This is a genomic window from Streptomyces sp. ID05-26A (genome assembly GCF_033794685.1).
Lineage (GTDB): Bacteria > Actinomycetota > Actinomycetes > Mycobacteriales > Pseudonocardiaceae > Lentzea.
In genome coordinates, this window is record NZ_JARAYZ010000002.1 from 537,509 (window position 1) to 549,895 (window position 12,387).

The 12,387-nt window shown below is 71.1% G+C and carries 12 protein-coding genes; 7 read left to right on the plus strand and 5 right to left on the minus strand.

The genetic code is table 11. The annotated features are described in order from the left end of the window. Positions 1-33 precede the first annotated feature (33 nt). Both PV646_RS18205 and PV646_RS18210 read left to right on the plus strand, forming a co-directional pair. The gene (locus PV646_RS18205; RefSeq protein ID WP_500343342.1) at positions 34-351 is read left to right on the plus strand and encodes a winged helix-turn-helix transcriptional regulator; all 318 of its coding nucleotides are present in this window, start codon (positions 34-36) and stop codon (positions 349-351) included. Next, on the plus strand, positions 348-1,493 hold the full coding sequence (locus tag PV646_RS18210) for a GDSL-type esterase/lipase family protein (RefSeq protein ID WP_500343343.1): 1,146 nt from the start codon (positions 348-350) through the stop codon (positions 1,491-1,493). Before PV646_RS18205 ends, PV646_RS18210 begins: the two co-directional genes overlap by 4 nt. A 1-nt stretch (position 1,494) precedes the next feature. Here PV646_RS18210 and PV646_RS18215 read toward each other — a convergent pair whose 3' ends face one another. The 4 genes from PV646_RS18215 to PV646_RS18230 form a co-directional block, all read right to left on the minus strand. Next, on the minus strand, positions 1,495-2,442 hold the full coding sequence (locus PV646_RS18215) for a hypothetical protein (protein WP_500343344.1): 948 nt from the start codon (positions 2,440-2,442) through the stop codon (positions 1,495-1,497). Next, positions 2,439-2,900, minus strand: a complete 462-nt coding sequence (locus tag PV646_RS18220; protein WP_500343346.1) for a hypothetical protein — start codon at positions 2,898-2,900, stop codon at positions 2,439-2,441. Before PV646_RS18220 ends, PV646_RS18215 begins: the two co-directional genes overlap by 4 nt. A gap of 141 nt (positions 2,901-3,041) precedes the next feature. Beyond that, positions 3,042-3,545: an HAD domain-containing protein gene (locus PV646_RS18225; protein ID WP_500343347.1), complete on the minus strand. Its 504-nt coding sequence runs from the start codon at positions 3,543-3,545 to the stop codon at positions 3,042-3,044. Between the two features lie 20 nt (positions 3,546-3,565). Beyond that, entirely contained in the window at positions 3,566-3,946 is a 381-nt protein-coding gene (locus PV646_RS18230) for a nuclear transport factor 2 family protein (RefSeq protein WP_500343348.1), read from the minus strand. Positions 3,947-4,159: 213 nt separating this feature from the next. Between PV646_RS18230 and PV646_RS18235 the strand changes: the two genes are divergently transcribed. Then, the gene (locus PV646_RS18235) at positions 4,160-7,120 is read left to right on the plus strand and encodes an AfsR/SARP family transcriptional regulator (RefSeq protein WP_500343350.1); all 2,961 of its coding nucleotides are present in this window, start codon (positions 4,160-4,162) and stop codon (positions 7,118-7,120) included. On the opposite strand, the gene PV646_RS18240 is transcribed toward PV646_RS18235, so the two are convergent. Continuing rightward, complete coding sequence (locus PV646_RS18240) at positions 7,117-7,377, minus strand: hypothetical protein (protein WP_500343352.1); 261 nt, start codon at positions 7,375-7,377, stop codon at positions 7,117-7,119. The genes PV646_RS18235 and PV646_RS18240 overlap by 4 nt on opposite strands. A gap of 357 nt (positions 7,378-7,734) precedes the next feature. Here PV646_RS18240 and PV646_RS18245 point away from each other — a divergent pair, with 357 nt between their 5' ends. The 4 genes from PV646_RS18245 to PV646_RS18260 are packed head-to-tail and all read left to right on the plus strand — an operon-like array spanning position 7,735 to position 12,386. Continuing rightward, positions 7,735-8,991 carry an MFS transporter gene (locus PV646_RS18245; protein ID WP_500343353.1) on the plus strand — a complete coding sequence of 419 codons (1,257 nt, stop codon included), beginning with the start codon at positions 7,735-7,737 and terminating at the stop codon, positions 8,989-8,991. Next, positions 8,991-10,064: a branched-chain amino acid aminotransferase gene (locus tag PV646_RS18250; protein WP_500343354.1), complete on the plus strand. Its 1,074-nt coding sequence runs from the start codon at positions 8,991-8,993 to the stop codon at positions 10,062-10,064. The genes PV646_RS18245 and PV646_RS18250 overlap by 1 nt, the downstream gene beginning before the upstream one ends. A 37-nt stretch (positions 10,065-10,101) precedes the next feature. Beyond that, positions 10,102-11,118, plus strand: a complete 1,017-nt coding sequence (locus PV646_RS18255) for an asparagine synthetase A (protein ID WP_500343355.1) — start codon at positions 10,102-10,104, stop codon at positions 11,116-11,118. Beyond that, positions 11,115-12,386, plus strand: coding sequence for a glutamate synthase-related protein (locus PV646_RS18260; RefSeq protein ID WP_500343356.1), 1,272 nt, complete (start codon positions 11,115-11,117; stop codon positions 12,384-12,386). The genes PV646_RS18255 and PV646_RS18260 overlap by 4 nt, the downstream gene beginning before the upstream one ends. Position 12,387: the final 1 nt, after the last annotated feature.

Genomic DNA, 12,387 nt, shown 5'->3' on the forward strand with positions numbered 1-12,387 from the left:
CGGCAAGTACGCACTTTCTGGTGAGGAGCACCGATGTACCACTGTCCGGTCGAGCTGGCCCTCGACGTCATCGGCGGCAAGTGGCGCACGGTGATCCTGGCCCACCTCAAGGAACGGCCGCACCACTACGGCGACCTGCGCCGCAAGGTGCCGGGCATCAGCGAGAAGATGTTCGTGCAGCGGCTGCGCGAACTGCAGGACGCCGGTCTGGTCGCGCGGACCGAGATGCCACCGCACGTCCAGTACTCGCTCACCGAGGAGGGCCGCAGTCTCGGTCCCGCGCTCCAGGCCCTCTACGACTGGGGTGTCGGGCGCGCCGCCCGCACAGGTGCGAGCATTGTGGGGACATGATCACGACACCTCTGACCGACGCACTCGTGCGCGGCGCCGCCGAGCTGGAGGACACGGCACGCGGCGTGCGTCCGCACCGCCTGCCCACCTGGGTGCGTGCGCGCTTCCCCGACCCGCAGCTGATGACGGCGGAGAGCAGGCCTTCCGGAGTGCGCCTGGTGATGGCGACCGAGGCCCGCGCGATCGAGCTGGTCCTGCACCCGAGCTCGTTCTCCTACCGCGGCGTCGCCCGGCCCCGCGGCAGCGTCGACCTGGTGGTCGACGGTGAGCTGGTCGCCAGTGAGCGGCTCGACGGCGGCGATCACGCCGAGGTCGACATGACGACCGGGGCACGCGAGTTCCACGAGGGTCCGCCGTTCACCGCGCGGTTCGCCCTGGCGGCCGGCGCCAAGGTCGTCGAGATCTGGTTGCCGCACAACGAGGTGGTGGACCTGGTCGCCCTGCGCACGGACGCACCGGTGCGCCCGGCCGACCGGGACCGGCGGACCTGGTTGCACCACGGCAGTTCCATCAGCAACGGGTCCAACGCGACCACCCCGGCCCGCACCTGGCCCGCCGTCGCCGCCCGTCGTGGCGAGGTCGACCTGCACAACCTCGGGTTCGGCGGCAGCGCCCTGGTCGACCCGTTCGTCGCCAGGGTGATGCGCGACCGTCCCGCCGACCTGATCAGCGTCAAGTTCGGCATCAACGTCGTGAACTTCGACGTCATGCGGATGCGGGCGTTCGTACCGGCGGTGCACGGCTTCCTCGACACCATCCGCGACGGCCACCCGGACACGCCACTGGTGCTGATGTCGCCGATCTTCTGCGGCATCCACGAGGACACGCCGGGACCGGGTGGGATGGACCTGGACGCACTCGCCGCGGGCGAGGTCGTCTTCACCGCCACGGGCCCGCACGGGGACGCGCCGCAGCTGACGTTGCGGATCATCCGCGAGGAGCTGGCGTCGCTGGCCGAACGCCGTGCGGAGGACCAGAACCTGCACCACCTGGACGGCACCCGCCTGTACGGCGAGCAGGACGCCGTCACGCATCCGCTGCCGGACGCCCTGCACCCGGACACGGCGACGCACGAGCTGATCGGTGAGCGCTTCGCCCGGTACGCGTTCGCACCCGGAGGCCCGTTCGCCGCCGGTCGGTGACCTACCAGCGCTGGCCTTTGCAGAGCCGCTCCACCTCGTCGCGTTCGGCGGCGAGCTTCGAGTCGGGCGGCCGGTCGCCGTACGGGTGCAGCCGGTCGCCGACATCGGCGAGCAACCGGTAGCGGATGAGTCGCGTGGCCACCCTGAGCCAAGGTGAGATCTGGCCGGGTTCCTTCGGTGGGAACAGGCCGAGTGCGCTGTCGAACCACTGGGGAGGGACGAGGTCCCGGGTGAGCGCGTCGACCACGCGCTCGCGGATCACCGCGCAGACCGCCTCGTTGGCCGCTGCGGAGTTGTCCGCGGCGACCATCGCGGCCTGCCTGGCGAAAGTCGCTTCGTCGTGCCGGCGCCGTGCGTGCTCTTCCTTGTCGACGGGCCGGTTGCCCGAGCGGCGGAACGCCGACCACGTCCGTGCTTCCCTACGCCACAACCGTTCCGCGCCGGCGGGCAGGCCGGTCATCACGTGGACGGCCGTGATCGCCGCCTTCAGCGACTGGTCCCAGCGCTCACGCTCCTCCCGCGCCTGCTCCTGGTTCTGGCGCAGCCGCTCGATCTCCGCCTCGGGCACCGGTTCCGAGGCGAGCCCCGCCAGGATCAGCTGGATCGTCTCGGACGAGATCTCCGGCCAGGTGTCGAAGTCGGCTCGGGGCAACCCGCTGCTCAAGCGCACCTTGCGATGCAGGGTGACGAGGTCATGGCGCAGTGTGTCGATTCTCGTGGACGCCTCGTCCATCCGCGAGCTCGTCTCGCCGGCCTTCTTGTCGACCTTCTCGATGGTCTTCACCACGTCGGAGACGGAATGGCCGCCCACCTTCTTCTCCAGCTTCCGCACCTGTTCGCGGATGTCGCCGAGGGTCTTCGTCTTGTCGCCCAGCTCTTTCTCGAGATCATCGATCCGCTGGAGATGACGGCCGGTGGTCTGCGTCAGTTGCTGGATCGGGTCGATCACTTCACGTACCTCCAGGCCCACCAACCGGTTCCAGCGAGAACGACCAGCGCGGACCAGCCGCCCGCCAGTGGCGTCAGCAGCACGCCCACCACGGCGGCGATCCCTGCCCACGTGCGGGCGCGCGGTTCCCAGAAACCGCGCACGGCCGGGTTCGCCAGGAGCGCGCCGCCGACGGCGAGAGCGAGTCCTGCCGGGACCACGTTCCACGGGCTGAAGAAGAAGACGAGCACCGCCACCGCGGCCAGCCCGGCGACCGCCCCGGCGACGCGGTGGAGGAGCAGGAGCGCGTCGGCGTCGGTGTCGCGCCGTGCTCGTAGAACCGCGTTCACGCCCTTGTGCAGGTTCTCGGCGAGTTCGGGCCAGTGCGGGTCGTCCGGGCCGGACGCGGTGAGGGCGTCGAGCTGTGTCCGCAGCGCTTTCTGCTCGACCACGAGCAGGGAGTGGGGGTTGTCCGCCATGGCAGCAGATGGTCGGGCGCGGCAGGGTGACGATCCAGGGCTACCGCGCGGAATAGGCCGCTTGCCGCGCAACGTCACCCGTACAGCCGGAGCCGATGTCCTCTTCCCCGAGGAGAAGTGGACACCCAGTCCATTGAGGACTCATAGTTCGCGCAGCCACTTGGTGAGCGTGGCGAGGTCGGCCTCGGTGATGCCCACCTGGGAGTCGACGCGCAGGAGCAGCGCCTCGCCCTGGTGCTGTGCCTCCACCCAGGCGCGGTCGAGGTCGCCGATCTCGTCGTCGACCCAGGCGAACGGGCGGCCGGCCGCGGTGTTGACCAGGGCTCGCGTCTTCCAGTGCAGCGTGCTCGGGTCGTCCTCGTCCGGTGCGTCGGGCAGGTCGGCCACCGGCAGTTCCGGCAGGCCGAGGAGCGGAGCGATCACGTCGTTGGCGTCGTGCATCCACGCGGTGGCCCAGACCAGGTCGCACGGCAGGGCCAGCAGTCGCGGGCCGTGCGAGCGGGTGATCTTGGCCAGTTGTGGGTTGGACGTCTGCTGCCAGTCGTCCCAGCGCTCGGCGGTGCTCGGCACCGCCGTCCCGCCGTAGGGCAGCAGGGTTCCGTCGACGTCCAGGAAGACCAGTGGGCGTTGTGCCGGGTTGACCATGAGGCCACGGTATAGGCGCGTCAGTCCGGCGGTGGCAGGTAGTAGAAGCGGCGACGGCTGAGCAGCAGCGAGTCGTCGGAGAGCGTGAAGAAGTCGGCGAAATCGAATTCGCGGGGTGTGGTACCGGGCGGGGAGTAATGCCCGACCGCCACCACGCAATGCCCTTCGCCGATCACCTTGAACAGTTCGTGCGTGCCTCCGGTGGTGCTCGCGAGGCGCACCGCGTCCGCGCGGTTGTGGCAGGCCGGCGCGCCGGGTGTGCGCACCTGCACGTCCTCGTGCAGCAGCGACGCGTAGGCGTCCAGGTCTCCCTCGTCCAGGTACAGGTAGGACAACCGGACGTGGTCCACACCCGCGGCCAGCGTCGCCGCGCTGGGTGGCGGGTGGCCGTCTCCCGTCATGGCGAACTCCTTCGGGCGACTTCGGAATGCAATGCCCAGAGTTTCAGTTGCCGATAACCCAGGCCTATCACGGCGCTTTCCCGTCACCGTCCACGCCGCAATCCCTCCCGGATGACGGGATGATCGAGCATCCGCCGGATATACAAGTACATCCCGTGTTGCATACATTGGGGAAGTCGGTCGCTGGGGGATGCACAAGGAGGGGCGGCGGACGTGAGTGCTGTGCTGCGCAGGTCCGGGGATTCCGTGTTCCGGATCCTCGGACCGATCGAGGTCGAGGGGCCGTCCGGGCCGGTGTGGGTGACGCCCGGACGCCAGCAGGTCGTCCTCGCGCTCCTGCTGATGGAGGCGAACCAGGTCGTCAGCACGGACCAGATCGTCGACACGCTGTGGAACCAGCTGCCCCCGGACACCGCGCGCACCCAGGTGCAGATCTGCGTGTCACGGCTGCGCAAGAAGCTGGCCGACGCGGGTGTCGACCTGCCGATCGTCACGCGGATGCCCGGTTACCAGTTGCTGCTCGGCGGCAACACGCTCGACATGCACGTCTTCGCCGGCAAGCTCGCCGAGGCCAGGGTGCTGGTGAAGGAGGGCCGCACGGCCGAGGCGGCGAACCTGCTGCGGTCGGCCGTGGCGCTGTGGCGCGGTCCGTGCCTGAGCGGACTGCCGAACCCCGCGTTGCGCAGCCGGGCGTCGCGGCTGGACGAGGACCTGCTCACCGCCACCGAGGACTACCTCGAACTGGAGCTCGAACTCGGCCGTCACCACCAGATCGTCGGTGAGGTCACCCGCCTCGTGCACGAACACCCGATGCGCGAACGGCTGCGCGCTGTGCTGATGCTCGCGCTGCACCGCGCGGGCAGGCAGGGCGAGGCGCTGGAGGCGTACCGGACGGGCCGGCACCTGCTGGTCGAGGAACTGGGCCTGGAGCCGGGGGAGCGGTTGCGGCTGCTGGAGTCGGCGATCCTCTCCGGGGACGTCGTCAGCGGCCAGGCCGAGCCCGTGCCGGCCGTCGTCGTGCCCGTGCCGAGCGTCGAACGTCCGCGGCAGCTGCCCGCCGACACCGCCGACTTCATCGGCAACGACGCCCTGATCCGCACCGCGGAGGCCGTCCTGGTCGGCGGGGACCGAAGAGCCGTCGGCGTCGTGGTGATCATCGGCAGACCCGGCAGCGGCAAGACCACCGTCGCCGCCCACATCGGCCACCGCGTCGCCGACCGGTTCCCCGACGGACAGCTCTACTGCGACCTGCGCGGCACCCGTGAGGAACCGACCGCCGCCGCCGACGTGCTGGGCAGGTTCCTGCAGGCACTGGGCATCCCGGGCGCGGTGATCCCGATGGGCCTGGACGAGCGCGTCGAGATGTACCGGACGTTGATGGCCGAACGGCGCACCCTCGTCGTGCTCGACGACGCGTCCGCCGAGAGCCAGGTGATCCCGTTGCTGCCGGGCAGCAACACCTGCGCCGTGGTCGTGACCAGCCGGTCGCGGCTGACCGGGGTGCCGGGCGCGCGTCAGGTCGAGGTCGAGGTGTTCGACTCCGGTCAGTCGCTGGAACTGCTGGACCGGGTCATCGGCGCGGAACGGGTGGCCCGCGAACCCGAGGCCGCCGCCGCACTCGTGCGGACCGTCGGCGGACTGCCGCTGGCGTTGCGGATCATCGCCGCCCGGCTCGCGGCCCGGCCGCACTGGTCACTCGCCTCGATGGTGCACCGGCTGGCGAGCGAACGGCACCGGCTCGACGAACTGGCGCACGGCGAGATGACCATCCGCGCGAGCCTTTCCCTGACCCACAACGGAATGGACCGGCGCTCACGGACCCTGTTCGGGCTGCTCGGCCTCGCCGAGGGCCCGGAACTGCCCGGCTGGGTCGCGGGCGCGGTGCTGGACGACGACTCGCGGTACCCGTCGGACCTGCTGGAACCGTTGGTGGACGTGCAGATGCTCGACGTGACCACGGTCGAGCGCACCGGCGAGTTCCGCTACCGCTACCAGGACATCGTGCGGCTCTTCGCACTGGAGAAGCTGAACGCCGACGTGGCGCCGGACATGCGGCGCCGTGCCGTGGAACGCGTCCTCGGCGGGTGGCTCGCGCTCGCGGAGCAGGCTCACCGGTCCGTCTACGGCGGTGATTACGCCGTCCTGCACGGCACCGCGCTGCGCTGGCTGCCGCCCGCGACGTACGTCCAGCAGGTGTCGGGTGATCCGCTGGAGTGGTTGGACGGTGAGCAGGCCAACCTGTGCGCGGCGATCAGCCAGGCCGCCGACGCCGGCTTCGACGAGGCGTGCTGGGACCTCGCCGTCACGGCCGCGACGCTGTTCGAGTCGCACGGCTACCTGGACGACTGGGAGAAGACGCACGAGAAGGCGTTGCAGGCCACCAAGGCCGCCGGGAACGTCCGCGGCACGGCGGCGGTGCTGAGCTCGATGGGCACGCTGCACATCAACCGCGGCCAGACCACCCGCGCACACGAGGCGCTGACGACGGCGCTGGCGACGTTCGAGGAACTCGACGACCCGCGCGGCCTCGCGCTCTGCCGCCGCGACCTCGGCCTGCTCGCGCGCTGGTCGGGCGACGACGACCTGGCACTCGAGCTGTACGCCGCCGCGATGCGCGACCTCGACCGGTCGCAGGACCTCGTCGGGCGAGGCATCGTCCTGACGCACCAGACGGACGTCCTGTGCCGTCGCGGCCGGACCGACGAGGCCACGGCGCAGCTTCTCGAAGCGCTGATGATCTTCGAGGGAGCGGGCTACCGCAACGGGATCCCGCACGCGCTGCGGCGGATCGGTCAGGTGCAGGTGCGGGCCGGGCAGCACCGCGACGCCCTGGCGACGTTCACACGGGTGCTCGGGATGGTGCGCGAGAGCCGCGACGTGATCGGGGAAGGGCACCTGCTGCGCAACCTCGGCGAGGTGAGTGCCGCGCTCGGCCAGGACCGCGAGGCGCGGTCGTACTTCGAGCAGGCGCTGGCGGCGCGGGAACGGATCATGGACCACGTGGGGGCCGCGGCGATCCGGGTGGACCTGGCGCCGGTGCTGGCCCGCCTCGGCGAGTCGAACCGGGCGTCGGAGCTGGTGCTGACCGCGGTGCAGATCTTCGGTGCCCGCGGGATGGAGCGCGAACGGGAGGCGGCGGAGCAGGCGCTCACCGGTCTGTCGGCGGCGCTCTAGTTCCAGGGGTTGCTGCTCGCGGGAGCGCCGTTCCACGGGTTGCTGTCGTCCTGCGTGCCGTTCCACGGGTTGCTGTCGTCGGCCGCGCCGTTCCACGGGTTGCTGTCGTCCTGAACCCCGTTCCACGGGTTGCTCTCCGCCGCGACGACCGCGGGGCCGGCCTGCACGTCCGCGCCGATGATCGCCGCACCGAGACCGAACACGAGTGCGGCGCCGGCGACGGTGGTGGCGATCCGGGTGAGCGCGGCGTGCTTCATGAGATTCTCCTTGCGGTTCGGAGCGGGATTTCAGCGGCTATTTCCGGCTGATGTCCACAACGCTATTGGCCGCTGTAATCCCGCCCCTATCTCGTCGGTTATCCCGGCGCTATCGCAACCGGCAGTTCCGTTCGGCACGCGATAGCGGCGGATGTAACCGCAGTTCAGGGGCTTGCAATCGTCTCGGTTGGCGAGGTTGAAGCCGACTATTCCCGCGCGGATTGCTCTGCGATGCCACCGAGATAGCGCGATATCCGAGATTGGTGCCTGTCCAGCCAACGGCAGCCCGGAAAACCGTCTCGGAGGAATGATGTCCGCCAGCAGTCATCGACCGACCGTCCCCGCCGGGAACCTCCGGTGACCGCGGTGCCCCAGGTGGACGACCCCGGCGTGACGGCCGAGGCCCCGCGCAGCCTGTGGCGGGACCGCCGCGCACTCGGCTGGACGTTCGCCACCGGCGTCTCGGCGGTCGGCGACGAGATCTGGTTCGTCGCCCTCGCGTTCACCGCCGCGCAGCTCGGCAACGCCGGACTCGCCGGCCTCGTGCTGGCCTGCGCCACCATCCCGCGGGCCCTGCTGACGATCGTCGGCGGCGCGCTCACCGACCGGTTCGACGCCCGCCGCATGATGATCGGCGCCGACATCGCGCGGATCGTCGTGCTCGCCGGAGCGCTCACCATGCTCGCGGCGAGCGGCGTGTCCGCCGGTCTGCTCATGGTCGTCGGCCTGCTGTTCGGTGTGGCCGACGCGTTCTACGGACCGGCTTCCGGAGCGTTCCCCCGGCAGCTGGTGCGCAGGTCGGAACTGGTCCGGCTGTCGGCGTTGCGGCAACTGCTCGACCGGCTGGCCGGCGTGCTCGGCGCGCCACTGGGCGGCCTCGTGCTCGTGGCGTGGGGGCTGGGCGGCGCGATGCTGCTGGACCTCATCTCGTTCGCGGTGGTCCTCGTGGTGCTGATCGCGGTCCGGCCGCGCTGGCCACTGGCGCGCTCCACCGGCGGCACGGTCCGTGCCGACATCCGCGACGGGCTCACCTACCTGCGGCTCACGCCGAAGGTCCGCGACCTCGTGATCACGTTGTCCGGCCTCAACGTCTTCGTCAGCCCGGTGGTCGCGGTCGGGCTCGCCCTGCACGCCGTCGGCAGCGGCTGGGGCGGTGTCGGGCTCGGCTGGCTGACCGCCGCGATGGGCGGTGGCGCAGCGATCGGCACCCTGATCGCCCTGAAGTGGCGCCCCGAAAGGCCTTTGCGCGCCGCCGTGCTGCTGCTGTTCGGCCAGGCCGCGTCACTCGGGCTCGTCGGCAACGCCGGGTACGCGGCGACCCTCGCCGGGATGGTCGTGGTCGGCGTCGTCGCGGGCCTCGCCTCACCGATGCTGTCCGGCGCGTTCCAGGCGACCGTCGACGAGGAGTACATCGGCCGCGTCGGCTCCGTGCTGACGCTCACCGACGACGCGTTCACGCCTCTCACGATGGTCGGTTTCGGTCTCCTCGCCCAAGTTCTCGGCCTCGGCACCGCGGCCGCGTTGTTCGCCGGCGGTTTCGCCGCGCTGCTCCTCTACGCCATTTCCCGCCCACACGTGCGGGACCTGCGGATCCCGGACGAAAGGAACTCCTGATGACCACGCAGCTGAGCTCGCCCGCCACCAGCAACCCTGGCCACGGCGACGCCTTCACCGACCACATGGTCAGCCTCACCTGGAACGCCGTCGACGGCTGGCACGACCGCCGCGTCGGCCTGCTGGAGCCGTTGCCGCTGCACCCGGCGACCATCGGCCTGCACTACGCCCAGGTGATCTTCGAGGGACTCAAGGCCCACCGCGGCCCCGACGGCTCGGTGTCGGTGTTCCGCCCGGACCGCAACGCCCTGCGGTTCCAGAGCTCCGCCCGCCGCCTCGCGATGCCGGAGCTCCCGGTCGAGGACTTCCTCACCGCGCTCGACGACCTGGTGCTGCTCGACGGCGCCGGCCTGCCCGACGACCCGTCGATCAGCCTCTACCTGCGGCCGCTGATGTTCGCGACCGACCCGAACCTGATGCTGCGCCCGTCCGACGAGTACCGGTTCCTGCTGATGGCGTTCGTCGCCGGCGGGTTCTTCGGGGACAAGGCGCTGGAGCCGGTGTCGGTGCTGGTCAGCCGGGAGCACAGCCGCGCGGTGCAGGGCGGCACCGGCGACGTGAAGTGCGCCGCGAACTACGGCCCGTCGTTCGTCGCGCAGAACCTCGCCCGCCAGGCCGGCTGCCAGCAGGTCGTGTGGCTCGACGCCGCCGAGCACCGGTGGGTCGAGGAGATGGGCGGCATGAACCTGTTCTTCGTGCGCCGCACAGCTTCCGGCACCGAGGTCGTCACGCCCGGACTCACCGGAACGCTGCTGCCCGGCGTCACCCGCGAGTCGCTGATGGTGCTCGCGGCCCGCCTCGGCCACACGGTCCGCGAGGAGCGGATCTCCGTCGACCAGTGGCGTGCGGAGTGCGCCTCCGGCCTCATCACCGAGGTCTTCGCCTGCGGCACGGCGGCCGTGGTCACGCCGGTCGGCACGGTGCGCGACCGCGACGGCGACTGGGTGATCGGCGACGGCACCGCCGGACCGGTGACCCGCGAGCTGCGCCAGGCGCTGATCGACACCCAGCGCGGCGTCCTGCCCGACCCCGGCGGCTGGCGGCGCGTGATCGTTCCCGCGTCCGGCCTCTGACAGCCCCGACCAGCGAAAACCAAGGGTGGGAAAGAACATGGAGCACGCCACGACCGTCGCGATCGAGCCCGCCGCCGATCGCCGTCCGCCGCCACTGGCCGAGCACCTCGACTCGGACACCACCAGGGCCGCGATGCTGATCCAGCAGGAGGTGCTCGGCGCGGCCAGGGCGTTCCTGCGCGGTGAGGGTTTCGTCGAGATGCTGCCGCCGGTGATCGGCCCGGTGACCGACCCGGGAGCCCGCGGTTCCAAGCAGGTCGACGTCGACTACTACGGCCACAAGTACAAGGTCATGAGCAGCGGCATCCTCTACAAGCAGGCGTCGCTGCTGACGTTCGACAAGATCTTCTACATCGCACCGAACGTGCGGGCCGAACCGGTCGAGACCTGCAACACCCAGCGCCACCTCGCGGAGTTCCACCAGATCGACGTGGAGATGGCGCACGGCACCCGTGCCGACGCGATGCGCGTGGCGGAAGGGCTGCTGACCTACGTCGTGCGGCACGCGCTGACCGCGGTGCCCGAGCAGTTCGAGCTCCTCGGTCGTGACCCGCTGGCGTTCGCCTGGCTGCTGTCCGGACCGTTCGGCGTGCTCAGCCACCGCGAGGCGGTCGACGCGCTGCACCTGCTCGGCCACCCGCAGAGCCCGGACGCCGAGATCGCCTGGACCGGCGAGGAACTGCTGTCCCGGCAGAAGGACCGGCCGTTCTTCGTCACCGACTACCCGAAGGGCTCGCGCGGGTTCTACGACCGCGAGAGCACCACGGAACCGGGCCGGCTGCGCAACTTCGACCTGCTCGCGCCCGAGGGGTACGGCGAGCTCGTCAGCGGCAGCGAACGCGAGTCGGACTACGCCACGATCGTCACGCGGATGCGCGAGACGGGCGAGAACCCGGCGAAGTACCGCTGGTACCTCGACGTCATGCGCCAGGGCGTGCCGCGCAGCGCCGGGTTCGGCATGGGCCTGGAGCGGCTCACCCGGTTCCTCACCGGGCTGGACGCGGTGTGGCAGGTCAACGCCTACCCGAAGGTGCCCGGGGAGCTGGCACCGTGAGGGCGGCCGGTTTCCCCGAGGAGCAGGTGCGGGCACGGGCCCTGAACGGCACCGCGGAGGCGTTCCCGCCCGTGGAGTCCTACGGCCACGAGGTGTTCGGCGCGCGGGCGTTCGGTCAGGAAGGTCCGGCCGACGAGCTCGACGCGGCCAGGCTGGTGCCGCCGGTGTTCATGCCGCTGCGGCTGGAGAAGCTGATCGACCTCGGCCGCGAGCCGCTGCAGTCCGATGTGGACCTGGCGACGACGGTCGGCGGGTTCACCTCCGCGCTGCCGGTGTTCCTGTCCGCCTTCGGTTCCACGCGCATCGGCAGCTCCGAGGTGTCGGTCGCGGCCAGCAGGCAGGCGGGTGCGCTCGGCATCCCGATGGTGATCGGCGAGAACGTCGTCCCCGTCACCGGGTACCGGCAGGAACCGGACGCCACCACCGGGATGCTCGCCCGCGTCCGCGCCTACCTCGACGAGGCGGGGCCGTCGCTGGGCGGAGTCGTGGTGCAGCAGAGCACCGAGGACGCGGACGCCGAGGTGTGGAACCTCGTCTACAGCGATCCGGCCGCGGAACCGTTGCTGGCCACCGGAAGGCTCGGCTTCGAGCTCAAGGTCGGCCAGGGCGCGAAGCCCGGGCTGGGCGGCCTGACGGTGCTCGACCGGGCCACGGCCGCGCGGGTGTCCGACCAGTTCGCGATCGACGACCTGTGGTCCGGTCCCGGGGTGCTGCGCTCGGGCAGCCCGGGCACGTTCACCGACGAGATCCTGCGTCAGCAGATCCGGTTCATGCGCAACAACTTCCCGCGCGCCCGGATCTGGGTGAAGCTGCACCCCGGCCGGGACGTGGCCCAGGCCGCGGCGTGCGCGTGGGAGGCCGGCGCGGACGCGGTGACCGTCGACGGTGCCGAGGGTGGCACCGGGTGGGCGCCCCGCGCGTTCCTCGACCACGTCGGCCTGCCGCTCGCCGAGTGCCTGCGGCGGATCGGCACGCCGTCCGGCTGCCTGCTCGCCACCGGCCGCGTCTGGGAGGGCGTGCGTGCCGTGAAGGCGCTGGCACTCGGTGCCACCGCCGTCGGACTCGGCCGTGCCGCGCTCACCGCCGTGGACGCCGATCCCGAGCACGGCCTGCGCCGGCTCGTCGAGTGCCTCGCCTTCGAGGTGCGGCTGCTGACCAGCGCTCTGGGCAAGTACACACCTTCGGCCCTGGGCAGCGAGGACGTCTGGTTCCCCGGCCGGTCCGCGGCCGCCGACCCCGCACCCCGTCATCGAGAAAGCCTGACCTGAC